Annotated in this window: 24 protein-coding genes; 9 read left to right on the top strand and 15 right to left on the bottom strand. The window is 64.5% G+C overall.

The genetic code is table 11. The annotated features are described in order from the left end of the window. Positions 1–1,359: a flippase gene (locus tag I6F37_RS25230; RefSeq protein ID WP_225153003.1), complete on the top strand. Its 1,359-nt coding sequence runs from the start codon at positions 1–3 to the stop codon at positions 1,357–1,359. A gap of 156 nt (positions 1,360–1,515) precedes the next feature. Here I6F37_RS25230 and I6F37_RS25225 read toward each other — a convergent pair whose 3' ends face one another. From I6F37_RS25225 to cysG, 12 genes are all read right to left on the bottom strand, one after another. Next, entirely contained in the window at positions 1,516–2,304 is a 789-nt protein-coding gene (locus I6F37_RS25225) for a 3-hydroxybutyrate dehydrogenase (protein ID WP_035998234.1), read from the bottom strand. A gap of 1 nt (position 2,305) precedes the next feature. Further along, positions 2,306–3,481: a patatin-like phospholipase family protein gene (locus I6F37_RS25220; protein ID WP_035998231.1), complete on the bottom strand. Its 1,176-nt coding sequence runs from the start codon at positions 3,479–3,481 to the stop codon at positions 2,306–2,308. Positions 3,482–3,560: 79 nt separating this feature from the next. Continuing rightward, positions 3,561–4,064 (bottom strand): CAP domain-containing protein, encoded by a 504-nt coding sequence (locus tag I6F37_RS25215; protein ID WP_035998228.1) that lies wholly within the window; start codon positions 4,062–4,064, stop codon positions 3,561–3,563. 106 nt (positions 4,065–4,170) lie between these two features. Continuing rightward, on the bottom strand, positions 4,171–5,205 hold the full coding sequence (locus I6F37_RS25210; protein ID WP_035998225.1) for a sulfate/molybdate ABC transporter ATP-binding protein: 1,035 nt from the start codon (positions 5,203–5,205) through the stop codon (positions 4,171–4,173). Beyond that, on the bottom strand, positions 5,195–6,106 hold the full coding sequence (cysW, locus tag I6F37_RS25205) for a sulfate ABC transporter permease subunit CysW (protein WP_035998223.1): 912 nt from the start codon (positions 6,104–6,106) through the stop codon (positions 5,195–5,197). Before cysW ends, I6F37_RS25210 begins: the two co-directional genes overlap by 11 nt. A gap of 9 nt (positions 6,107–6,115) precedes the next feature. Next, positions 6,116–6,952 (bottom strand): sulfate ABC transporter permease subunit CysT, encoded by an 837-nt coding sequence (gene cysT / locus I6F37_RS25200; RefSeq protein WP_074447692.1) that lies wholly within the window; start codon positions 6,950–6,952, stop codon positions 6,116–6,118. A gap of 37 nt (positions 6,953–6,989) precedes the next feature. Beyond that, positions 6,990–7,991, bottom strand: a complete 1,002-nt coding sequence (locus I6F37_RS25195) for a sulfate ABC transporter substrate-binding protein (RefSeq protein WP_225126395.1) — start codon at positions 7,989–7,991, stop codon at positions 6,990–6,992. A 120-nt stretch (positions 7,992–8,111) separates the two neighbouring features. Beyond that, positions 8,112–8,837 carry a phosphoadenylyl-sulfate reductase gene (locus I6F37_RS25190; protein WP_035998203.1) on the bottom strand — a complete coding sequence of 242 codons (726 nt, stop codon included), beginning with the start codon at positions 8,835–8,837 and terminating at the stop codon, positions 8,112–8,114. Continuing rightward, positions 8,834–9,349 (bottom strand): DUF934 domain-containing protein, encoded by a 516-nt coding sequence (locus tag I6F37_RS25185; protein WP_035998199.1) that lies wholly within the window; start codon positions 9,347–9,349, stop codon positions 8,834–8,836. Before I6F37_RS25185 ends, I6F37_RS25190 begins: the two co-directional genes overlap by 4 nt. Next, complete coding sequence (locus I6F37_RS25180) at positions 9,336–10,991, bottom strand: nitrite/sulfite reductase (RefSeq protein WP_035998197.1); 1,656 nt, start codon at positions 10,989–10,991, stop codon at positions 9,336–9,338. The genes I6F37_RS25185 and I6F37_RS25180 overlap by 14 nt, the downstream gene beginning before the upstream one ends. 11 nt (positions 10,992–11,002) lie before the next feature. Beyond that, positions 11,003–11,320: a DUF2849 domain-containing protein gene (locus tag I6F37_RS25175; RefSeq protein WP_035998194.1), complete on the bottom strand. Its 318-nt coding sequence runs from the start codon at positions 11,318–11,320 to the stop codon at positions 11,003–11,005. Continuing rightward, positions 11,317–12,741, bottom strand: coding sequence for a siroheme synthase CysG (gene cysG / locus I6F37_RS25170; protein ID WP_035998192.1), 1,425 nt, complete (start codon positions 12,739–12,741; stop codon positions 11,317–11,319). The genes I6F37_RS25175 and cysG overlap by 4 nt, the downstream gene beginning before the upstream one ends. A 244-nt stretch (positions 12,742–12,985) precedes the next feature. Between cysG and cysD the strand changes: the two genes are divergently transcribed. From cysD to I6F37_RS25150, 4 genes are all read left to right on the top strand, one after another. After that, on the top strand, positions 12,986–13,780 hold the full coding sequence (cysD, locus tag I6F37_RS25165; RefSeq protein WP_035998209.1) for a sulfate adenylyltransferase subunit CysD: 795 nt from the start codon (positions 12,986–12,988) through the stop codon (positions 13,778–13,780). 14 nt (positions 13,781–13,794) lie between these two features. Further along, positions 13,795–15,711: an adenylyl-sulfate kinase gene (gene cysC / locus I6F37_RS25160; RefSeq protein WP_225139305.1), complete on the top strand. Its 1,917-nt coding sequence runs from the start codon at positions 13,795–13,797 to the stop codon at positions 15,709–15,711. A gap of 488 nt (positions 15,712–16,199) precedes the next feature. Continuing rightward, positions 16,200–18,365, top strand: a complete 2,166-nt coding sequence (locus I6F37_RS25155) for a malate synthase G (RefSeq protein WP_225153001.1) — start codon at positions 16,200–16,202, stop codon at positions 18,363–18,365. Between the two features lie 195 nt (positions 18,366–18,560). Beyond that, positions 18,561–18,761: a CsbD family protein gene (locus I6F37_RS25150; RefSeq protein WP_008546815.1), complete on the top strand. Its 201-nt coding sequence runs from the start codon at positions 18,561–18,563 to the stop codon at positions 18,759–18,761. A gap of 156 nt (positions 18,762–18,917) precedes the next feature. Here I6F37_RS25150 and I6F37_RS25145 read toward each other — a convergent pair whose 3' ends face one another. From I6F37_RS25145 to I6F37_RS25135, 3 genes are all read right to left on the bottom strand, one after another. Beyond that, on the bottom strand, positions 18,918–19,073 hold the full coding sequence (locus tag I6F37_RS25145; RefSeq protein ID WP_008546817.1) for a Thivi_2564 family membrane protein: 156 nt from the start codon (positions 19,071–19,073) through the stop codon (positions 18,918–18,920). Positions 19,074–19,228: 155 nt separating this feature from the next. Next, entirely contained in the window at positions 19,229–19,879 is a 651-nt protein-coding gene (locus tag I6F37_RS25140; RefSeq protein WP_035998181.1) for a DUF2865 domain-containing protein, read from the bottom strand. Positions 19,880–19,892: 13 nt separating this feature from the next. Further along, positions 19,893–20,708, bottom strand: coding sequence for a L,D-transpeptidase (locus I6F37_RS25135; RefSeq protein WP_035998178.1), 816 nt, complete (start codon positions 20,706–20,708; stop codon positions 19,893–19,895). A 208-nt stretch (positions 20,709–20,916) separates the two neighbouring features. Here I6F37_RS25135 and I6F37_RS25130 point away from each other — a divergent pair, with 208 nt between their 5' ends. From I6F37_RS25130 to I6F37_RS25115, 4 genes are all read left to right on the top strand, one after another. Then, positions 20,917–22,029: an AI-2E family transporter gene (locus I6F37_RS25130; protein ID WP_035998174.1), complete on the top strand. Its 1,113-nt coding sequence runs from the start codon at positions 20,917–20,919 to the stop codon at positions 22,027–22,029. A gap of 78 nt (positions 22,030–22,107) precedes the next feature. Continuing rightward, complete coding sequence (locus I6F37_RS25125) at positions 22,108–22,479, top strand: YqjD family protein (protein ID WP_035998171.1); 372 nt, start codon at positions 22,108–22,110, stop codon at positions 22,477–22,479. Between the two features lie 88 nt (positions 22,480–22,567). Continuing rightward, positions 22,568–23,023 carry a hypothetical protein gene (locus I6F37_RS25120; protein ID WP_057028148.1) on the top strand — a complete coding sequence of 152 codons (456 nt, stop codon included), beginning with the start codon at positions 22,568–22,570 and terminating at the stop codon, positions 23,021–23,023. Between the two features lie 167 nt (positions 23,024–23,190). After that, positions 23,191–24,339 carry an OpgC domain-containing protein gene (locus tag I6F37_RS25115; RefSeq protein WP_035998141.1) on the top strand — a complete coding sequence of 383 codons (1,149 nt, stop codon included), beginning with the start codon at positions 23,191–23,193 and terminating at the stop codon, positions 24,337–24,339. Positions 24,340–24,344: the final 5 nt, after the last annotated feature.

The following is a 24,344-nucleotide window of genomic DNA, read 5'->3' as shown; positions in this document are numbered from 1 at the left end:
ATGGATGCAGAACCCGCAACGACCGGACCGGCCGGGCTGATCGCGCGGCTGCGCGCCAGGCTCGCGGGCGGATCGAGCGAGGCGTCGCTGACGCGCCGGCTCGCCGGCACCATCTTCATCATCCGCGTCATCAGCGCCGGCCTCGCTTATGTCTCGCAGGTGCTGCTGGCGCGCTGGATGGGCACGTCCGATTACGGCATCTACGTCTATGTCTGGACCTGGGTGCTGCTGCTCGGCAGCATGATGGATTTCGGCATCTCGGCCTCCGCGCAGAAAATCATTCCGGAGTACCGCGCCAACGGCGCGCACGCGCTGCTGCGCGGCTTCCTGTCCGGCAGCCGCTGGCTGACCTTTGCCGTGTCTACGCTGACGTCGCTCGGCCTTGCTGGCATCGTCAAATTGCTGTCGCCCTGGATCGATCCCGCCGAGGTGCTGCCGCTCTATATCGGCTGCATGACGCTGCCCGCTTTCGTGGTCGCCAACACCCAGGACGGCATCGCGCGCTCGCACGACTGGATGCAGCTCGGCCTGATGCCGCAATTCATCATCCGCCAGGCGCTGATCATCGGCATCACGGCGCTCGCCTTCCTGCTCGGCTATCACCTCGGCGCCGTCGCCGCGATGGTGGCGAGCCTTTGCGCGGTATGGATCGCGATGGCCGGGCAGATGGTGGTGCTGAACCGCAAGCTCGCCGATCACATCACACCGGGACCGAAGGCCTATGACGTCAAGGGCTGGCTCGCCGTCTCGCTGCCGATCCTGCTGGTCGAGAGCTTCTACCTGCTCCTGTCCTACACCGACGTGCTGGTGCTGCAGCAATTCCGTCCCTCGGACGAGGTCGGCGTCTATTTCGCCGTGGTGAAGACGCTGGCGCTGGTCTCGTTCATCCACTACGCGATGTCAGCTACGACGGCACACCGCTTCGCCGAATACAATGCCAGCGGCGACAAGGCGCGCCTGTCGGCCTACGTCGCGCATGCCATCACCTGGACGTTCTGGCCGTCGCTGGCCGCGACCATCGTGCTGCTCGCGCTCGGCAAGCCGCTGCTCTGGCTGTTCGGGCCGCAATTCGTGATCGGCTACGACATCATGTTCGTGGCCGCGATCGGCCTCGTCGTGCGCGCCGCGATCGGTCCGGTGGAGCGCCTGCTCAACATGCTCGGCCAGCAGAAGATCTGCGCGCTCGCCTATGCGCTAGCCTTCGTGATGAACCTCGTGCTCTGCATCGCGCTGGTGCCGCGCTACGGCGGCCATGGCACCGCGGCTGCAACCTCGATCTCCCTCACCTTCGAGACGGTGCTGCTGTTCTGGATCGTGCGGCAGCGGCTGGGGCTGCACGTGCTGGCGTTCGGCAAATAGACGACGATCGAAAACGCCGATCCACTCTCGCTGTCATCGCCCGGCTTGACCGGGCGATCCAGTACTCCGAGGCGGCTGTGATTAACCGAGAGGCCGCGGTGTACTGGATGCCCCGCCTTCGCGGGGCATGACCGAGAGTTGTCAGGTGGGCACGAATTACTCCGCGGTCCAGCCGCCGTCGATCGAGAGGTTGGTACCGGTGATCTGGGCGGCGTCGTCGCTGCACAGGAACAGGGCGAGCGCGGCGACCTGCTCGGAGGTGACGAACTCCTTGGTCGGCTGCGCATCGAGCAGCACGTCGTTGATGACCTGCTCGCGCGTCAGATTGCGCGCCTTCATCGTGTCGGGGATCTGCTTCTCGACCAGCGGGGTCCAGACGTAGCCGGGGCTGATGCAGTTGCAGGTGATCTTGTGGGTCGCGACTTCCAGCGCCACGGTCTTGGTGAGGCCGGCGATGCCGTGCTTGGCCGAGACGTAGGCCGACTTGAATGGCGAGGCCACCAGCGAGTGCGCCGACGCCGTGTTGATGATGCGGCCCCAGCCCTTCTTCTTCATGCCGGGCACCGCGGCGCGGATGGCGTGGAAGGCCGAGGACAGATTGATCGCGATGATCTGGTCCCATTTCTCCGGCGGGAATTCCTCGATCGGCGAGACGAACTGGATGCCGGCATTGTTGACGAGGATGTCGACCGAGCCGAACGTCTTCTCGCCGAGCGCGATCATGCCGGCGATCTCGGCGGGCTTGGTCATGTCGGCGGGCGAGTAGACCGCCTTGACGCCGAAATCGGATTCGATCTTGGCGCGCTCCTTCTCGATGTCCTCCGGCGAGCCGAAACCGTTGATGACGACGTTGGCACCGGCGCCGGCGAAGGCGCGTGCGTAAGCGAGCCCGATGCCGCTGGTCGATCCGGTCACGACGGCGTTCTTGCCTGACAGAGTACCCATTCTATTCGCTCCTTTTTGCCGGGGGCGCGGTGACGTCCCCCGTGAGATCGTAGGTCACCATGGTCTCGCCGGACTGCGGCCGCTCCAGCCAGTCCTTGTGGCGCATCGACAGGTGCACGTCACGCACGCCGGCCTCCCAATGCTCGACCATGGCAATGTGCGAGAAATCGTAATCCTTGGACGAGGATTCGTAGTTCTTGCTGCGATAGATCAGATGCACCACGGTGACGGTGCTTTCGCGCGACACTTTCGCCAGGAATTCGACGGAAGGATCGTTCTTGAGATAGTCCGGCAATTTGCCGATCAGATCGCGCACGGCCCTGCGGGCGTTGTGCAGCTGCTTGTTCTTGTCGGTGTTCATCCGCGTGCGGCTGGAATAGCGGATGTCCTTCTCGCGCTCGGCCGCCTCCAGCAGCGAGTTCGGCAGGTCGCCCCGCGCGGAAAACAAATCGACCTGAAAGATCAGCATGTCGCGTTCGACCTCGGCATCGAGCACGTAGTCGAGCGGAGTGTTGGAGGCGATGCCGCCGTCCCAATAATGCTCGCCGTCGATGACGACGGAGGGAAAGCCCGGCGGCAGCGCGCCGGAGGCCATGATGTGCTCGGGGCCGATCTTCTTGCCGAGCTTCTTGAACGCGTAATTGTCGAAATATCTGAAATTGCCCGAGGTGACGCCGACCGCGCCGACCGACAGGCGTGTCTTCAGATCGTTGATGCGGTCGAAATCGACGAGTCGCTCCAGCGTCTTCTTCAGCGGCGAGGTATCGTAATAGCTTTCGGCCTCGCGATGCCCCGGCGGCCACAGCGGCGCCGGCGGAATGCGTGGCGTGAAGAAGCCGGGCACGCCGAACGTCGCAATCAGCGCGGCACTGGTGGAATTGAACAGCTCGCGGCTGCGGTCGCTCTTGCCGACCGGCTTCCACGGCACCGGGGCCGACACCATTTCCCAGAATTCCTTGAGCCGCTCGACGCGGGTGTGCCCCTCGTTGCCGGCGATGATGGCGGCATTGACCGCGCCGATCGAGATGCCGGCGACCCATTCCGGATCGAAGCCGTAGCCACACAGCGCCTGGAAGGCGCCAGCCTGGTACGAGCCGAGCGCGCCGCCGCCCTGGAGGACCAGGACGCGTTGCGCATTCGTGGGGATTGTTGCGGTTTCCGGACTATGATCGGTCATGCGGGAACAATAGCAAAAGGCTGGCCACCGTGGCGACACTCCGCCGCGACGTCAATGCATCCCCGGGATCAAGTCTGGCTTATCGAGGCTCGGTGGAGGCCAGGATCATGGTCCAGAACACCTTGTATTTGGTGCCTGGAGCATAGCTCGCCGCGATGCCCAATTTTGTGACACCGCTCTTGAGCATGTTCGCGCGGTGCGGAGGCGAGTCGCGCCAGCCGGAAAACGCTTCCGCCAGCGTATGATAGCCGGCCGAGATGTTCTCGACCGCCACGGTGGCAGGATAACCGCCAGAGGCCAGACGCTTGGCGAGCGGCGCGCGGACGTCGTGGTCCATCTTGTTGGCCGCCGCCATCGCGCCCGATTGGGATTCGGCGAGCCGCGTCAAATCCGGGTCGACCACGACCGTACCGAGCCCGTTGTTCTGGCGGTATTGCGAGATCATGATCGCAGCTGCCTGGACGTCGAGCTTGGAGCCCGGCACCGCCATGTCGGCATACATCGACGGCTGCTGGACCGGTGCTTCGTTGCCGGCACAACCGGCGAGCAGCAACATGATGAGAATTGCGGCCGCAGCGCGCATGAATCGGGGCCCCCAAATGAGGGGCTGTTGTTGCATACCAACAATGGCTGAAAGGTGAATTTGAAGAGAATTTGAGCCGTCATTCCGCGGCGGAATGACGGTGGGCTCAGCCCGCAAAAATCCGGTAGCGACGCGGATTGAGGCCGATCGTGTCGCCGGCGCGCAGTTCCTTGTCGCGGGGGGCGTCGATCTCGATGGTCTCGCCGCCGGACAGGGCTACTTCCGCCCGCTGCACCGGACCGAAATTGCGGACGTGCTGGACCGCGCCCTCGAAGGCGCCGCTGCCGGGCGGGCCGACCAGCATGTCATGTCGCCGCACGAACAGCTTCGACGCGCCAGGCGCAAGCCCATCGGCCGCCAGATCGAGCTGCCGGTCGCCGAGCCGGATCGCACCATCGCCGATCTGGATCGGCAGCACGATGGATTCGCCGATGAAGCCGTGCACGAACGCAGTCGCCGGATTGTCGTAGACGTCGTCGGGCGAGCCGATCTGCTCGATCCGTCCCTTGTCCATCACCACGACGCGGTTGGCGACTTCCAGCGCCTCCTCCTGATCGTGCGTGACGAAGATCGAGGTGACGTGGATCTCGTGATGCAGCGAGCGCAGCCATTTGCGCAGCTCCTTGCGCACCTTGGCGTCGAGCGCGCCGAAGGGTTCATCGAGCAGGAGGATGCGCGGCTCGATCGCAAGCGCACGGGCGAGCGCGATGCGCTGACGCTGGCCGCCGGAGAGCTGGCTTGGATAGCGGTCGGCGAGCCAGTCGAGCTGCACCAGATCGAGCAGCTCCTTGACGCGCGAGCGGATCGCAGCCTCATCCTTTCGGACCGCGCGCGGCTGCACGCGGAGGCCAAAGGCAACGTTCTCGAACACCGTCATGTGGCGGAACAGCGCATAATGCTGGAACACGAAGCCGACGTGGCGCTCGCGGGCTCCTTGCGCCAGCGCGTCCTCACCGTTGAAGGAGACTTCGCCCGAGTCCGGCCAGTCGAGGCCGGCGATGATCCGCAGCAAGGTGGTCTTGCCGGAGCCGGACGGACCGAGCAGCGCCAGCAGCTCACCGTCGTTGACCTTGAGATCGACGCCATCGAGGGCAGCAAAACTGCCGAATTTCTTGACGAGATTCTTGACTTCAATGGTCACTGGCGTCTTGTCCTTCGTCGAGATGACGTTCGAGAATGGTTTTTGCGATCAGCGTGATCAGCGCCAGCATTGCGAGCAGCGAGGCGATCGCGAAAGCGGCGACGAACTGGTATTCGTTGTAGAGGATCTCGACCAAGAGCGGCATGGTGTTGGTCTCGCCGCGGATGTGGCCGGAGACGACGGAGACCGCACCGAACTCGCCCATCGCGCGCGCGTTGCAGAGCAGGACGCCGTAGAGCACGCCCCATTTGATGTTGGGCAGGGTGACGCGGAAGAAGGTCTGCAGGCCGGAGGCGCCGAGCGAGATCGCAGCCTCCTCCTCCTGCGTGCCCTGCTCCTGCATCAGGGGGATCAGCGCGCGCGCCACGAAGGGGAAGGTCACGAAGGTGGTGGCGAGCGCAATGCCGGGGACCGCGAACAGGATCTGGATGTCGTGCTCGCGCAGCCAGCTGCCGAGATAGCCTTGCGCGCCGAACAATAGCACGAAGACGAGGCCCGAGATCACCGGGCTGACCGAGAATGGCAGGTCGATCAGCGTGATCAGGAAGGTCTTGCCCGGAAACTCGAATTTTGCAATCGCCCAGGCGGCGACGAGGCCGAACACCAGATTGAGCCCGACCGAGATCGCCGCGACGATCAACGTCAGCTTGATCGCCGCCATCGCCTCCGGCTCGGCGAGCGCGGCGAAATAGGCGAGGATGCCGCGCGAAAATGCCTGCGCGAACACGACGACCAGCGGCAGCACGACGAAGACGGTGAGAAACAGCAACGCCAGCGTGATGATGACGATGCGGACGGCGCGCGGCTCGGTGCGCAAATTGTTCCGCGCCGCCGCCGCGTGCGCGCGTGCCTGCGAGTCGGAGGCCGAGAGCGACACGGAATCTGCGATCTGCATCGTCATGGTCCGCCCTCAGCGCGCCGGAATCCGGCTCTGCGCCCAGCGCTGGAGCCGATTGACCGCGAAGATGATGACGAAGGAGACGACCAGCATGACCACCGCAATCGCGGTCGCATCGGCGTAACGGAATTCGGACAGGCGTATCACGATCAAGAGCGGCGCGATCTCGGAGACGTTGGGCAGATTGCCGGCGATGAAGATCACCGAGCCGTATTCACCGACCGCGCGGGCGAAGGCGAGCGCGAGGCCCGTGAGCAGCGCCGGCGCGAGCGAAGGCAGGATCACGCGAACGATGGTCTGCAAGCGGCTGGCCCCCAGGCTGCCCGCGGCTTCCTCGATTTCAGGGTCGAGATCCTGCAGCACCGGCTGCACGGTGCGGACAACGAAGGGAATGCCGATGAAGATCATGGCGACGAAGATGCCGACCGGCGTGAACGCCACCTTGAGGCCGAGCGCGGCGAGCGGCGCCCCCAGCCAGCCCTTCTCGGCGAACAGCGCCGTCAGCGCGACGCCGGCCACCGCCGTCGGCAGCGCAAACGGCACGTCGACGATGGCATCGAAGATGCGGCGGCCGGGGAAGCGGTAGCGCACCAGCGCCCAGACGATGATGCTGCCCATCACCAGATTGACGCAAGCCGCCGCAAAGGCGAGGCCGAACGAGACGCGGAGCGCGTTCAGGGTGCGGCGGCTGGAGAGGATGTTCCAGAACTGCTCGGGGCTGAGCTCAAGCGATCTCAGGAACAGGCCGGCGAGTGGAATCAGGATGATCACGGACAGCCAGGAAAGCGTCAGTCCCATGGTGAGACCGAAGCCCGGCAATGTCCGGCGTCGTGCTGCGAGTGCGCTCACCAGGCCCCCTGCTAAAGCCCCCTACGACAGCGCCCGATCAGTTCTTGTAAATCTGATCGAAAACGCCGCCGTCTGCAAAATGTTCCTTCTGTGCCTTGGTCCAGCCGCCGAAGACGTCGTCGATCGTGAACAGCTCGACCTTGGCGAAGGCATTTTCGTACTTTTTGGCGGTCTCGGCATCACGCGGACGGTAGAAATTGCGCGCGGCGATTTCCTGCCCTTCCTTGGTGTACCAGTATTGAAGGTAGGCGTCAGCCGCATTGCGGGTGCCCTTTTTGTCGGCAACCTTGTCCACGATCGCGACCGGCGGCTCGGCGAGGATCGACTGCGGCGGTGCAACGATCTCGAACTTGTTCGCACCGAATTCCTTGAGGGCCAGGAACGCCTCGTTCTCCCAGGCGAGCAGCACGTCACCGACGCCGCGCTCGACAAAGGTCACAGTGGCGCCCCGGGCGCCGGTATCGAGCACCGGCACCTGCTGGAAGAGCTTCCCAACGAAGTCCTTGGCCTTGTCGGCCGAACCGTATTTCTTTTGCGCAAAGCCCCAGGCGGCAAGATAATTCCAGCGCGCGCCGCCCGACGTTTTCGGGTTCGGGGTGATGATGGCAACGCCCGGCTTGATCAGATCATCCCAGTCCTTGATGCCCTTGGGATTGCCCTTGCGCACCAAGAACACGATGGTCGACGTGTAGGGCGACGAATTCTGCGGCAGCCGCTTCTGCCAATCCGTCGCGGTGAGGCGCTTGCTCGCGATAGCGTCGATGTCATAGGCCAGCGCAAGCGTCACCACATCGGCCTGCAAGCCGTCGATCACCGCGCGCGCCTGCGAGCCGCTGCCGCCGTGCGACTGCTTGATCTCGACGCTCTTGCCGGTTTCCTTCTGGTAGGCGCTCGCGAACGCCTTGTTGAACTCGACATAGAGCTCGCGCGTCGGATCGTACGACACGTTCAGCAAATTGATGTCGGCGGCCAGAGCCGAGCCTGCCCAGAACCCCGTCGCGAGCAATCCTGCGGCGAGCGGAACGATACGGCGCATCATGTCCATCTCCATTCACCTCGACGACATCGGCGTCATCGACGGCAGGCATAACTCGTGGCGAAACGCTCTTGTGTCAACGGAACCCGATTTTCTTGTTCGCTAGCTCGCAGCGTGACTGTGCTACGAAGTCTTCATCGTATGGATGCCGCATTCTGTCTTGGCCCGGCCGCGCCACCGGCCGGCGCGTGCATCCTCGCCCTCAGTCGTTCTGCTGGTGCAAGGCATACACCCAACCGACAGGAATCCTGACACAACCAGAGGGTGCCGCGGCAATTTAGCGCGGGTGAAGATCGCCTCGATCTCCTCGCGCGAGACGTTGGCGAAGGGATTGAACTTCAGCCGCGCGCCGTCGTCCTCGACGACCGGAATGTCGGCGCGCGCATTGCCCTGAAAGCGCTTGCGGCCGTTGAGCCAGGCGCCGAACGGCTTCAGCGCACGCGCCAGCGGCTCGACCTTGCGGATGCGGCAGCAGGCATCGGGATCGGAGAACCAGAGGTCGCGGTCGGGGTCTTCGCGCGACAGCGTCTCCTCGGCCGGCTTGATCGAGCGAACGTCCTTCAGGCCCATCGTCGCAATGAGCGTATCGCGATAGGCCAGCGTCTCCTCGAACAACCAGCCGGTGTCGAGAAAGATCACGGGGATTGCGGGATCGACATCCGACATGACCTTCAACAGCGTCGCCGATTCAGTACCGAACGAGGACACCAGCGCAAGCTTCTCGCGCCCGACCGTCTTCAGCGCCGCGGCAATGACCTCCGCAGGCGAGGCATCGCGCAAGGCGCGATCGAGCTCGTCCGCCGAAGGTAGCGCAGACACGGGCGAAACCTGAGGCGCGATCGCGTTCACGTGCCGACCCCTTCGGAGTGGCGCAATTGCATGCGCCGGTGCAGCGCGGTGATGCGGCCATCGCCGGTCGGCTGGTAGAACACCGAATAGCGCTTCGCGGTCTGCATGAAGGCCTCCGCATCGGCCTGCTTCTTGACCTCGAAGGCATCGAAGCCGGCGCGCAGCATGAACACGAACTGGTCGCGCAGCACCTGACCGGTCGCGCGCAATTCGCCGCGGTAGTTGTAACGTTCGCGCAGCAGCCGCGCCTGGCTGTAGGCGCGCCCGTCACGGAAGGTCGGGAACACCAGCGCGACGGCGGCGATCTGGCCGAGATACGGCACGAGCTCGGCGATGTCGCGATTGTTGGGCCAGATCACCCCGACCTTTCCGGCGCGCTTGAGCAAGCCCTCGGCCTCGCCGAGGAAGCGCTCGGCGGGCACCAGGATGTCGCCGCCCTCGGGCAGCGGCGTGTCGACGGCGAGCTTGACGAAGCGGTCGTCCGTGATCTTTCCGCCATTAACGAGTGGCATAGACGCGCTCCTTGAAGGGTTCGACGCCGAGGCGCTTCACCGTGTCCATGAACAGCTCTTCGGGCCGCTCGCGCAGCGCCAGATAGGCTTCCACGATGTCCTCGACCACGTCGGCGACCTCGTCGAACTTGACGCCGGGACCGATCAGGGTGCCGAGCGCGGCGTTCTCGTCGGCACGGCCGCCGATGGTGATCTGGTAGACCTCCTCGCCGTTCTTCTCGACGCCGAGAATGCCGATATGGCCGACATGGTGATGGCCGCAGGCATTGATGCAGCCGGAGATGTTGATGTGCAGACGGCCGATCAGGTTAGCGAGCTCGTGATTGGCGAAGCGCCGCGTCAGCTCCTGCGCGATCGGAATCGAGCGGGCATTCGCCAGCGAGCAATAGTCGAGCCCGGGGCAAGCGATGATGTCGGTGATCAGGTTGACGTTGGGCATCGCCAGCCCGAGCTTGTCGAGCGCCTTCCACAGTGCCGGCAGGTCGCGCTTGGCGACGTGCGGCAGCGCTAGATTCTGCTCGTGGCCGACGCGGATCTCGCCGAAGGAATATTTGTCGGCAAGATCTGCCAGCGCGTCCATCTGCTCGGCGGTGGCATCGCCCGGAGGCCCGCCGGTCGGCTTCAGCGAGATCGTGACGATGGAGTAACCCTGCACCTTGTGCGGGGCCACCGAGTTCTTGCGCCATGCCTCGAAATCGGGGTCGGCCGCGGCCTGGCGCAGCTCGTCCGGCATATGCGGCAGCTTCTCGTAAGCCGGATAGGTGAAGCGCGAGCGGATGTCCTCGATCACCTCCTCGTCGATCTGGAGCGAGGAGTTGCGGATATGCTGCCACTCGTCCTCGACCTCGCGCGAGAATTTCTCGATGCCGAGCTCGTGCACCAGGATCTTGATGCGCGCCTTGTAGATGTTGTCGCGGCGGCCGTACTGATTGTAGACGCGTAAGATCGCCTCGATGTAGCTGAGGATGTCGCGGCCGTGCACGAAGTGCTTGATGGTCTTGGCGATGAACGGCGTCCGGCCGAGACCGCCGCCGACCAGAACCTCGAAGCCGGTCTCGCCCTTCTCGTTCTTGATCAAGCGCAGGCCGATGTCGTGGATCTTGATCGCGGCGCGGTCGTGGTCCGAGGCGGTGATCGCGATCTTGAACTTGCGCGGCAGGAACGAGAATTCCGGATGCAACGTGGTGTGCTGGCGGATCAGCTCCGACCAGATGCGCGGATCCTCGATCTCGCCCGGCGCGACGCCGGCCCACTGGTCCGAGGTGACGTTGCGCATGTTGTTGCCGGAGGTCTGCATCGCGTGGATGCCGACCTTGGCGAGGTCTTCGAGCGCATCCGGCAGCTCGGCGAGCTTGATCCAGTTGAACTGGATATTCTGCCGCGTGGTGAAGTGGCCGTAGCCGCGATCGTATTTGCGCGCGACATGGGCGAGCGCCCGCATCTGGTTCGTCGCCAGAGTGCCATAGGGAATCGCGACGCGGAACATATAAGCGTGCAGCTGCAGATAGACGCCGTTCTGCAAACGCAGGATCTTGAACTCGTCCTCGGTGAGCTCGCCGGAAAGGCGCCGCTTCACCTGGTCGCGGAACTCCGAGACGCGCTCGTTGACGAGCGTGCGGTCGATTTCGTCGTAAGCATACATAAGTGGGTGCCTTAAACCTGGGCCGGCTGTCCGATGGTAACGCCGGTGCGGCGAATCTGCTCGCGCAGATTGCCGGGCTGGACCTTGCCATCGTCGCCGATCTGCACCGGCGCGATATAGGGGCCGATGGCGCCGACGTCATCGGCCACGGCTTCCGCAAGCAACGCCTTGGCCTCGTCGGAGTTGCGCACGATCGCGGCTTCCGACAGCTCGGCGGACCAGCTCTTGGCGGCGGTGCGGTAGACCACGATGCCGTCCCAGGTGCGGTTGGCGGTCACGACCGAGGGGCCGGCGATACGGATCTTCTTTTGTTCGAGCGGAGAGGTCATTCGGCTGCATCCAATAGGTCAGAGATGATTTGTTTGGGTGTCTGGCGGCGAAGCGAGCCGGCATGCCGGACCACGTCGCCGATGATGAGGATGGCGGGACCGCCATGGATCCGCCGCACCAGTTCCGGCAGATCGCGCAGCGTGCCAATTGCGCCTTGCGCATCGGGCCGCGTGACGCGGGCGAACACGCCGACCGGCGTCTCCGGCGAGCGGCCGGCCGCGAACAAGCCTGCGCGCACGGCGGGCGCTGCGGTCATGCCCATGTAGACCACGACGGTCATCTTGGTGTCGGTCAGTGTCGACCAATCCACGTTCTCTGCATCGCGGGCCTTGTGTGCGGTGAGGAAGGTGATGCGGGTCGCTTCGTGACGATAAGTGAGCGGCACCTCGAAATCGGCGGCGGCGCCGAGCCCTGCGGTGATGCCGGGAATGATCGAATAGGCGATGCCGGCGGCGCGCAGCGCTTCCACTTCTTCGCCGCCGCGGCCGAACACGAAGGGATCGCCGCCCTTCAACCGCACGACGCGCTGGCCCGATTGCGCGGCCTCGATCATGCGCTTGTTGATGGCGTCCTGGCCGATGCCGGGCTTGCCGACGCGGCGGCCGACCGCAACGCGCGTGGTGTCGCGGCGAATGCGGTCGAGAATCTCGGGCGAGACCAGCTCGTCATGGAAGACGATGTCGGCGTCCTGCAAAGCGCGCAGCGCCTTGATGGTGAGCAGATCGGGATCGCCGGGTCCGGCGCCGACCAGCGCGACGGAGCCTTCCGGCTTGTCGGCGCGCGCGAACGCGGTGGGATCGGAGATCGCCTTGAGCGATGCATCGGCTTCGCTGTTGCGGCCGGCGAGCACGGCGGCGCCGATCGGACCGTCGATGACGCGCTCCCAGAAGCGGCGGCGCAGCGGAAACTCGGCGATGCGCTCGTTGATCGACTTGCGGAAGGTGCCGATGAACTCGGCGAGTTCGCCAATGCGCGCCGGCAGCAGCGCCTCGATCTTCTCGCGTACGCGCCGCGCCACCACCGGAGAGGTGCCGCCGGTGCCGACCGCGACCACGACATCGCCGCGATCGACGATGGCGGGGAAGATGAAGCTGGAATGCTCGAGGTCGTCCATGACGTTGACGGGCAGGCCAGCCGCCTTGGCGCGAGCCGACATGGCCACACCGACATCGCCTGCGCCCGCGCAGACGACGGCGATGACGCCGGAAATATCCACCGTGAGCGGATCGCCTGCCGCGATCTCGATGCGCGCCAAGTCTTCGGAGCCGAGGCCAAGGTCGTGATTGCCATCGATCGCATGCACGCGCAGGCGCGCGCCGGCAGCGGCGAGCACGCGCAGCTTGGCGCGCAAAAGCTCGCCCGTCCCGATGAGGACCACCGGGCCGGCCTTGAGATCGAGAAACACCGGCAAGAACCGCATGTGATACTCGCTTCCCCACAAACGGGGTTGACTGGAATTATTTTCTATATATGTCTCGTTTCGAGCGCGCAAAGAGAAAATTTTTTCTTCTCTTCCGCACCGCAACTATAGAATTTTCGCCTCCAAACGCAAAGTGGCAGAGATGCATCTTCTCAAGGACGATTCCGCTGCTGATCGACTGAGCAATCCGGCGCTGGCTGAGCGCGTGCGCGCGCAAGAATTTGCTGCCGAACTTGCCTCGAGCATGGACCATCTCGACCAGCTCGAAGCGCAGAGCATCTACATCTTCCGTGAGGCCTTTGCCCGGCTGAAGAAGATTGCCCTGTTGTGGTCACTCGGCAAGGACTCCAACGTCATGATCTGGCTGGCGCGGAAAGCCTTCTTCGGCAAGATGCCGTTCCCGGCCCTTCACGTCGATACCGGCAAGAAGTTTCCGGAGATGTATCGCTTCCGCGATCATTACGGCAAGGAATGGGATCTCGATCTGCGCGTCGAGCCCTGCCCGCCGATCGATGCCGTCGACCCAACGCTGCCGCCGGCCGCCCGTTCCGCCGCGCGCAAGACCGAGGGCCTCAAGATGGCGCTCGCAAAGTATGGCTTCGACGGCCTGATCGCCGGCATCCGCCGCGACGAGGAAGCAACGCGCGCCAAGGAGCGGGTGTTCTCGCCGCGCGGCTTGGAGGGCAATTGGGACGTGCGCGACCAGCCGCCGGAATTCTGGGATCATTTCAACGCCTCGCCGCCGCAAGGCGCGCATCTGCGCATCCATCCGATCCTGCATTGGACCGAGGCCGACATCTGGGCCTACACCAAGCGCGAGAACATCCCGATTATTCCGCTGTACCTCGCCAAGAACGGCAAGCGTTATCGCTCGCTAGGAGACCAGGACATCACCAATCCGGTTGCCTCGAATGCCTCGAACATCGACGAGATCCTGATCGAGCTCGAACAGACCAAGGTGCCGGAGCGCTCGGGGCGCGCGCTCGACCACGAGACCGAGGACGCCTTCGAGCGCCTTCGCGTCGCCGGCTATCTCTGATCAAGGACGCGGCCATGAACATGATCGTCACGTCAGCCTCGCCCGGCACGCCGAACGGCACCACGCGTCCCCAGGTCCGCATCGTCATCGTCGGCCATGTTGACCACGGCAAGTCGACCCTGGTCGGCCGCCTCCTGCATGAAACCGGCAGCCTGCCCGAGGGCAAGCTCGAAATGCTCAAGGCCGTCAGCGCGCGGCGCGGCATGCCGTTCGAATGGTCGTTCCTGCTCGACGCGCTGCAGACAGAGCGCGACCAGGGCATCACCATCGACACCACCCAGATCCGCTTCCGCACCAATTCGCGCGACATCGTGCTGATCGATGCGCCCGGCCACGCCGAATTCCTCCGCAACATGATCACCGGCGCCTCGCAGGCCGACGGTGCGGTGCTGATCATCGACGCGCTGGAGGGCGTGCGCGACCAGACCAGGCGGCACGGCTATCTCCTGCATCTGCTCGGGGTGAAGCAGGTCGCCGTCGTCGTCAACAAGATGGACCGCGTCGATTTCTCCGCCGCACGCTTCAAGGACATCAGCGACGAGATCTCCGCGCATCTGAACGGCCTCGGCGTGACGCCCACGGCCGTGATCCCGATTTCCGCGCGTGACGGCGACGGCGTCGCGATGCGCACCGACCGCATCTCTTGGTACAAGGGACCGACCGTGGTCGAGGCGCTTGATCACCTCGAGCCGGCGCGTCCGCTGGAAGCGCTGGCGCTGCGGCTGCCGGTGCAGGCGATCTACAAGTTCGACGACCGCCGCATCGTCGCCGGCCGCATCGAATCCGGCAGCCTGATTGCCGGCGACGAGATCGTGATCATGCCGGCCGGTAAGATCGCCAAGATCAAGACGGTCGAGAGCTGGCCGGCGACGCCGGTAGCGGGCCGTCAGGGCGCCGGCCGCTCGGTCGGCATCACGCTCGACCGCGAATTGTTCATCGAGCGCGGCGACATCATCGCGCATGCGGGCAGCGCCCCGCGCGAGACGCGGCGGCTGCGCGCGCGCATCTTCTGGCTGCACGACAAGCCGCTTGCCAAGGGCGACCAGCTTTTGGTGCGCTGCGGCCCCAAGGAAAGCCGCGCCACCGTGGTCGCCATCGAGAAGGCGGTCGATCCCGGCGAGCTCTCGAGCAGCGAGAACAAGGCGATCGGTCGCAACCATGTCGGCGAGATCGACATCTCCCTGTCCAATCCGATCGCGACCGATCCCTACACCGAAAATCCGCGCACCGGCCGCCTCGTGATCGAGGTGTCCGGGCGCATCGCCGGCGGTGGCCTGGTGCTGTCGGTCGATGCCGGCCAGCGTGCCGTGCCTGTCGACATCGTGCCGGTGGAATCGGCGCTGCGTAGCGACGAGCGCTCGGCCCGCTACCGCCACAATGGCGCCGTGGTCTGGCTTACCGGCCTGCCGGCCTCCGGCAAGTCGACGCTGGCGCGGGCGCTGGAGCGGCGTCTCTTCACCAATGGCGGCTCGCCGATCCTGCTCGATGGCGACACGCTGCGCGCCGGGCTCAACAGCGATCTCGGCTTCTCCGCCACTGATCGCAGCGAGAACATCCGCCGCCTCGCCGAGGTCGCGACGCATCTCGCCCGCAACGGCCACATCGCCATCGTCGCGGCGGTCTCGCCCGCGCGCGAAGATCGCGCCGCCGCGCGTCGCATCGCCGACACCGCGTTTCGCGAAATCCATGTCGCGACGCCCGCCGAGGTGTGCGAGGAGCGCGATCCCAAGGGCCATTACAAGAAAGCCCGCGCCGGCGCACTCGCCTCGTTCACCGGCATTGGCAACGACTACGAGAAGCCTGAGGCCGCCGAGCTCGTGATCGATACGTCGAAGCGGACGGTTGCGGAAGCGGCCGACGAGATCGAGCAGATGCTGAAGGCATCAGGCGTGCTGTTCGACGAGCTCGTGGACCTCGCTGCGAATATTTGAGGCACGCGCATTCGTTGATGCGCTCGCTGCCGCCCACACGGGCGGTGCGTCCCTCCCCCTTGCGAGCCCTTGCGGGGGTGGGCGATCGCATATGAATTGCACGAGGACTGTCTGCGGGCTTGCTCCGCCTCTCCCGCTTGCGGGAGAGGCCGACGCGCTCGCAGAGCGCGGCGGGTGAGGGCTCTCGCTGCATAGGGACATCCTCAGTTAATCTCAACAATCCCGACGCGGAGACACCCTCTCCCCAACCCTCCCCCGCAAGCGGGGGAGGGAGCGCAGTTGTGCGCGTGGTGCGGAGCTGGGCTCAAGTCTGTAACGGCGTACCAATCCAGATCCTCGCCTTGACATTTTGACAAGCTCCCGGGGGTCTTCTCACGGCCTCTTTTTTGGGGCTAATAGGCCCCCGAAAGCCGCCCCGCGTGGGCGCATTTTGCTGCTGTCGGGTCAAAAGCAGCCAAAAACAGCCATTTCCAACAAGAAAGCCCATCATGAAACGCGTCGACGCCCACGGATTGAAGATCGCACCCGTCCTGTTTGACTTCATCGCCAAGGAAGCGGCCCCGAAAACCGGGATCGCGCCGGATGCGTTCTGGGCCGGGCTGGCCGGCATCATCAAGGAGCTGGGACCGAAGAACCGCGAGCTGCTCGCATTCCGCGACAATCTGCAGGCCAAGATCGACGACTGGCACCGCGCCAATAAAGGCAAGGCGTTCGACCTCAATGCCTACACCGCCTTCCTAAAGGAGATCGGCTATCTCGTCCCGGAGCCGGCGACGCAGAAGGTCGAGACCGCCAATGTCGACGAGGAGATCGGCAAGATCTGCGGCCCGCAGCTTGTCGTGCCGCTCACCAATGCGCGCTACGCGCTGAACGCGGCGAACGCACGCTGGGGCTCGCTCTATGACGCCTTCTACGGTACCGATGCGATTCCGCATGATCCGTCCGAGAGCGGCAAGGGCTACAACAAGGCACGCGGCGACAAGGTGATCGCCAAGGCCAAGGCGTTCCTCGATAACGCCGTGCCGCTCGCGACCGGCAGCCACACCGACGTGACCGGCTATAGCATCGTCGCGAGCCAGCTCGCGGTGAAGCTGAAGAGCGGCAACGCCACCGCGCTGAAGAACGCCGCGCAGTTCGCGGGCTTCCAGGGCGATGCGGCTGCGCCGAGCGCCGTGCTGCTCGTCAACAACGGCCTGCATATCGAGGTCAAGATCGACCGCAGCAGCGCGATCGGCAAGGACGATCCGGCCGGCGTCGCCGACATGATCATGGAGGCCGCGGTCTCCACCATCCTCGACATGGAGGACTCGGTCGCCGCTGTCGATGCCGAGGACAAGGTGCTGGTCTACCGCAACACGCTCGGCCTGATGAACGGCACGTTGTCGGCCGATTTCGAGAAGGGCGGCAAGACGCTGACGCGTTCGCTCAATTCCGACCGCCTCTACAAGACGCCGGACGGCAAGGGCGAGCTCAAGCTGCACGGCCGCAGCCTGCTGTTGATGCGCAATTGCGGTCACCACATGTTCACGGACGCGGTGCTCGACGAGAAGGGCGAAGAGGTTCCGGAGGGCCTGCTGGACGCCGCCGTCTCGGGCCTGCTCGCGATCCACGACCTCAAGGGCAATTCCAAGGTCAAGAACAGCCGCACCGGTTCTGCCTACATCGTCAAGCCGAAGATGCACGGCCCGGACGAGGTCTCGCTGACCTGCGAGATTTTCGACCGCGTCGAGAAGATGCTCGGCCTGCCCGAGAACACGCTCAAGGTCGGCATCATGGACGAGGAGCGACGCACCACCGTCAACCTCAAGGCCTGCATCCAGCGCGCCTCCAAGCGCATCATGTTCATCAACACCGGCTTCCTCGACCGCACCGGCGACGAGATCCACACCTCGATGGAAGCGGGCCCGATGATCCGCAAGAACGAGATGAAGGCGCAGGCCTGGATCAAGGCCTATGAGGACTGGAACGTCGACATGGGCCTGATCGATGGCCTGCCCGGCCACGCCCAGATCGGCAAAGGTATGTGGGCCGCGCCCGACAAGATGGCGGACATGCTGGGACAGAAGCTCGGCCATCCGCAGGCCGGCGCCACCACCGCCTGGGTGCCCTCGCCGACCGCGGCGACGCTGCACGCGCTGCACTACCACCAGGTCAACGTCATCGCGCGCCAGGAGGAACTCGCCAAGGGCGGACCGCGCGCAAAGCTGTCCGACATCCTCACCATTCCGGTGTCGAAGTCGAACTGGGCGCCCGATGACGTCAGGCAGGAGATCGACAACAATTGCCAGGGCATCCTGGGCTATGTCGTGCGCTGGATCGACCAGGGCGTCGGCTGCTCGAAGGTGCCCGACATCCACGACGTCGGCCTGATGGAAGACCGCGCCACCTTGCGCATTTCCAGCCAGCACCTTGCCAACTGGCTGCATCAGGGCGTCATCACCGAGGCGCAGGTGATGGAATCGCTTAAGCGCATGGCCGTCGTCGTCGACAAGCAGAACGCGGATGATCCCATCTACAAGCCGATGGCGCCCGCCTTCGACGGCGTCGCCTTCAAGGCCGCCTGCGACCTCATCTTCAAGGGGCGCGAGCAGCCGAACGGCTACACCGAATACATCCTCACCGCGCGCCGCCGCGAGGCCAAGGCTCTTGCATAAAAAGGCTCTTGCATAAAGAGGCTCTTCGATAAAAGAGGCTCTTGGATAAAGAGGCGCTCGGCTGAGCAGAGTCACGGAACATCGAAAGCCCCGGCGGAAACCGGGGCTTTTTCGTTGGGCGAAACGTCGCGCTGTGTCACGGAACAGGCTGCGTGCGCCTCGCGTTGTCGGGCCATCAACCAACGGGAGATGGTCATGGACTGGAATCGGATCGAAGGAAACTGGAAGCAGTTCAAGGGATCGGCCAAGGAGAAATGGGGCAAGCTCACTGACGACGACCTCCAGCTGATCGAGGGCCGCCGCGAGCAGCTTGAGGGCCGGTTGCAGGAGCGTTACGGCAAGGCCAAGGACCAGGTCCGTCAGGATGTCGACGACTGGCTGAAGTCGCTGCACTGAAGCAGCACGAACGAAGCCCCGGCGAAAGCCGGGGCTTTTGATTTGAAAACATTTGCATTCGTAGCCCGGATGCAGCGTAGCGCAATCCGGGATCGGTTTCGCTGTGGCAAGACTCCGGATTTGCTTCGCTCCATCCGGGCTACGCGCCTACCCCCGCTAGAACACCGCGAGATATTTCAGCAATGAGACAATGCCGATGATGATGACGATGACGCGCGCGATCTGCTTGGCGCGGCCGTCCATTGGCAGCATGTTGATGAGATAAAGCACAAGAATGACGACGAGAAAGGTGACGAGTACGCCGACCAGCATCGCGAGGCCCCCTTCAGGCAATTGCTACGCTGTTCTAACGCGCTGCACCCAAGCCGGTTCCATCTCGGAAACCCTGCCGCGCAACGTCCCGCGGCGGGCCTAGTCCAGCATTTGGCCGTCCGACAAGGTTCGGACGCCGTCCGATCGGGCGCTCCCTACTCCTTCGCCACCACCGGGACTTGACGGAATCTGGCACGCACCGATTCCGGCAGCGGCGAGAAGTTCATCGCGACGCCACGGCGGTCATTGGCATTGCGGCTGGCGACCACGAGGCCATTGGCGCCGGCGACGATGTCGCCCTTGCGCAGGGTCGGGTCGTCCTCGACCTTGACCGATGCGAGCCCGACCGGGTCCTTGCCGTTGCAGGTACAGCCCGCGACGATCTCGTTGCGATAGCGGAACGCGTTCGGCAGGTCGGAATAGGACTTTCCCTTCTCAGTCGTGGCATCGTCGATGTTGCCGCCATAGACGAGCGAGGTCTCCGAGGCAGGGCAGAAGCTCTTGCAGGATTGCGCCTTGCTCTCGGCATCATTGCCTTGTGCCGGGAAGTAGCGACCGTCGCAGCTGCGCACGCAATAGGCGGTGCCGCCGCCGTAGGACGCGCGCTGGCGTGGCGCCTCATAGCGCGGCATATCGTCGGTGGGGAAAGGCATCCGGATTTCCGGCGGCGGCCGCATCCGAAAGCCGCCGAACAGGCCCGAGAAGAAATCCTGCGCATGCGCCGACGGCGCCATCGCCAGCCCGCTGGAGACGACGACGACAATCGCCGCTCCGCCCGCCAGTTTGTCAATCAGCCGTCTCGCCATAGGACCTCGCAGACTAATTCACGGCCGACGTGGTCATGTTCAGCGCCTGCCGACCCGAAGGCAGTGTCGTCACGGCCGGACGCTTGCGCACGGGATCACCTCCCTTCGCCATTAACGGCGCGTTCTTCGGCAGCACCACGACCTTGGCGCCGACATTGACGCGGCTATACAGGTCGACGACGTCCTCGTTGGTCATGCGGATGCAGCCGGACGAGACGAACTTGCCGATGGTGGAGGGATCATTGGTGCCGTGGATGCGGTATTGGCTCGAGCCGAGATACATCGCGCGCGCACCGAGCGGGTTGCCGGGCCCGCCGGCGACGAAGCGCGGCAGATAGGGCTGGCGCGCGATCATCTCGGCCGGCGGATGCCAGTCCGGCCACTCGGCCTTGCGGCTGACGCTTTGCACGCCCGACCAGGTAAAGCCCTCGCGGCCGACGCCGACGCCGTAGCGGATCGCGCGGCCGCCTCCGAGCACGTAATAGAGATAGGTGCTGTTGGTATCGATGACGATGGTACCGGCCGGCTCGCTCCGGTCAAAGCCGACGATCTGCCTGCGCAGCCGGTCGGGCAATTGGGCATCCTCATCGGCGACCTGCGGCGCCTCGTTGATGTCATCCTGCGAATAGCCTTGGTCCTGCAAGTGTTGGCCCTGCAAGTATTGGCCCTGCGAGTAAAGGTCCTGCGGATACACCCGCTGCATCGGCGCATAGCCGAAGGTTTGGGCGCTTGCGGTGCCCACCGGCACTGCGAGAAGAGCGGTTGCGAAGGCGAACGCGCCGACGGCGCGCGGCGAGAAGCTGCGACGGACTGCAAACAACTTTGTCATGAGCTGCCCCGTTGGATGTGCATCAGGTGATGCGCTGCCTCAACAAACTCCGCCGCCTCGATCGAAGTTCCGGCGCAGCGTGCGGCAGCGACGTCACAGTCAAGCGAGCATCCGTTCACGAAGCCGCGATGGAACCAGCACGCCGCCCAAGCATTAGTCACGTCATCAATGGGCGCGCGGATCACGGATTCCGTGCGGGAGAGATATTGTGCGCGTCCTACCCAGTGAACGTTTGATTTCCGGCAACAGCGAAGGCGATCCGCTTCCCGAGAGCCATGTCGAGCTGCCGCCGGTGATCCGCCGCACTGAATTCGTCGCGTTCGCGCTGGCCGGGCTGTTGCTGATCGCCATCGTCGCCGTGCTCTATGTCGGCCGGGCGTTCTTCCTGCCGGTCGTGATGGCGTTCGTCATCGGGACCATGCTGTCTCCGGCGGCCACCTTCCTGGAGCGAAGCAAGGTCCCACGCAGCGTCGGCGCCGTGCTGATCGTGGTCGCAGTGAGCGCGGTGGTCGCTTTCGCCGTCGCGTTGATCGCTTCGCCGGTCATGGCGTGGAGCACGCGCCTGCCAGAGCTCGGCGCGCAATTGAAGGACAAGCTGCACGTGTTCGACCGGCCGCTTGCGCTCTGGCGGGAGCTGCAAGCCATGCTCGGCGGCTCGGAGGGATTGCCGAGCCTGCACATGCCCAAGATCGAGTGGGTGCAGCCGACGCTGGAATTCCTGTCACCGACCTTTACCGAATTCCTGCTGTTCTTCGTCACCCTGATCCTGTTCATCGCAAGCTGGCGCGACCTGCGGCGGGCCATGATCATGACCTTCAGCAATCACGACGCGCGGCTGCGCACGCTCCGGATCCTCAACGAGATCGAGGTCCATCTCGGCAATTATCTGCTGACCGTCACCCTCATCAATGTCGGCGTCGGCGTCGCCACCGGCCTGATCTGTGCGCTGACCGGAATGCCCAATCCGGCCGGGCTCGGCGCACTGGCGGCCACGCTCAACTTCATCCCGATCATCGGGCCCGTGGCGATGTTCGTGGTGCTGGTCGTGGTCGGGCTGATCGCCTTCCCGACCCTCGGCGGCGGCCTGATGGCCGCGCTCGCCTTCGGTGGCCTCACCTTTCTCGAGGGTCACTTCATCACGCCGACGATCATCGGGCGGCGGCTCGCCCTGAACGCGCTCGCCGTGCTGCTCGCGCTCGCGTTCTGGACCTGGCTGTGGGGGCCGATGGGCGCGTTCCTGTCGTCGCCGCTCCTGATCGTCGCGCTGATCCTGAAGGACCACCTATTGCCGGAGAATTCGCCGCAGCTGCCGCAAGCCTGACCGGTTTCAGCGAACGGAACTTACCCGGCGACGAAACGTTCTCCGCCCATCTCAGCCGTCAACAGTTCGGAGCTCCCGATGTCCACGCCCAATGCCGAAGCCGGGATGAGAGACTGGACCGACAAAGCCACCCGAGACCGCCTCGAAAAGGATGTAGCAGCCGTGAAAAGCGATATCGCCGCCCTCACCGACCAGATCACCGACGCGCTCAATACTTTCGCCAACTCCACCAGCAAGCAGGCTCGCCGCGGCTATCGCCAGGCGCGCGAGAACATGGACTCCGCGATGGACGACATGTCCGAGCGCGGCAGCGCGATGATGGAAGCTGCACATGACGCCTACGGCTCGATCGAGGAGACGCTGGAAGAGGCGATCACGCAGCGGCCGCTGGCGACCGTCGGGCTGGCGCTCGGCATCGGCTTCCTGATCGGCGTCGCCTGGCGTCGCTAAGGATGTCGACGCCCATTTGATACGGCGGCGGCACGCCGCCGCTGTTGGCTCGTGACCATTCGGCTGGCGGGGATTGAGGAGCAAGGCCATGTTTCAGCGCATCATCGACGGCATCAGCGCATCAACCGGCACGACGGTTCGGCTGACCTCCCTTGCCGCGGGCGCTGCCTTCGCGCTGCTCGTGACCACAGGCTTCCTCTGTGCCGCCGTCTTCATTTGGGTGCTGCAGAAATATGGCCCGGTGCAGGCTTGTCTTGCCGGCGCCGGCATCTTCTTCCTGTTGACCCTGGCCGCGGCAGGCTCCTATTGGAGCTACAAGCGCGAGGTGCAGAAACGCGCCCAGATCGCGGCCGAGCGCGCCGCGAAATCGGCCGCGCAGAGCATGCTTGCAGATCCGATGCTCCTCGCCACCGGGCTCCAGATCGTTCGTGCCATCGGCGTCAAGCGGCTGCTGCCGATCCTGGCGATCGGGGGCGTCGCCCTGGGCATCCTGGCGAGCCGCGCCGGCGTGTCCGACGAGGTGTCGGCCGAACCTGCCGAGTAGAGTCCGGCATTATAATTACTGCGCGCGCATCTATCTGCATTTCATAGAGCAAGCGGCACATTTGACGCCGTTTGGCGCGGTTCTTCCCTGCTCACGCAAACGCTACTCGGACGAGCAGGCGGTTGCCGTTAAAAGCATCATCCTGATTCCCAAAGCTATTTTGCTCAATGAAACCGTCCGTCAAGGCGAACCTCGCCGCATTCCAGCATGACGCCAGGCTCTATCTGACGCTCGGCATCGCCAATTGGTCCATATTCGTCGACCATATTCCCAACAACGTCGTCAACCTGCTGACGCTGCGCAATTTCGGCTTCAGCGGCGCGGCGGACCTGTTCGTGTTCGTGGTGGGGTATGGGGTCGCCATCATCCATGGCAGGATGGCGCTGGAACGCGGCTACTTGGTCGCGGCGACGCGCATCTTTCGCCGGGTCTGGCGGCTCTATGCCGCCTATGTCGTGCTGTTCGTGATCTATATCGATGCCATCGCCTATGTCGCCAGGCAATCGATGGCGCCGGAGATCATCCACCAATACAACATCTCCGGAATTCTCGAGCATCCACTGCGCATCCTGGTCCGCGGTCTCGTGCTCCAGGAAGAGCCGCTGAACCTTGACCTGCTGCAGCTGATGGTCCCGCTGATGGCGTTCTTTCCGTTCGCGTTGTGGGGCCTGCTGCGGGGCCCGAACCTGACGCTGGCGGCATCGGTCGCGCTGTATCTCGCCGCACGCTGGTTCGACTGGAATTTTCGGATCTATCCGGACGGGGAATGGACCTTCAATCCGCTGTGCTGGCAGATGTTGATGGTGCTGGGCGGCTGGTTCGCCGTGACGGGCGCTCCGGGACGTGCGCTGCACGGCATGTCCTGGCTGCGGATCCTCGCCGGCGCCTACCTGGTCTTCGCGATGGCCGTCACCTTGATGCGCCATTCGCCGGCGCTGTCGGCTTACCTGCCCGATCTGCTCCTCAACAGCATCGCTCCGACCGACAAGGAAAACCTCGCTCCCTATCGGGTGGTCCACTTCCTCGCCCTCGCGTTCATTGCCACCCATCTCATTCCGGCGGATCACCCCGGCCTGAGATGGAAACCGCTGCAAGCGGTGATCGCATGTGGTGAGGAATGGCTCGCGGTATTCTGCGTCGCCGTGTTCCTATCCTTCGCTGGCCACCTCATCCTAATCACCGGGCCGAACCTGGCGGTGATGCAGGTGGCGGTGAGCATCACCGGCTTCGCGGCGATGACCGGGCTCGCCTACTACATCGCCTGGTCGAAACGGCAGGATCTGCCGGCAGCCCTGCGGCAGCAGGCCCAGAGCTGATCGCT

Source organism: Bradyrhizobium sp. NBAIM08 (assembly GCF_020193935.1).
In the GTDB taxonomy this organism is placed as follows: Bacteria; Pseudomonadota; Alphaproteobacteria; order Rhizobiales; family Xanthobacteraceae; genus Bradyrhizobium; species Bradyrhizobium yuanmingense.
Note: the sequence above shows the minus strand (reverse complement) of the source record. Positions and strands in the feature narration are given on the sequence as shown.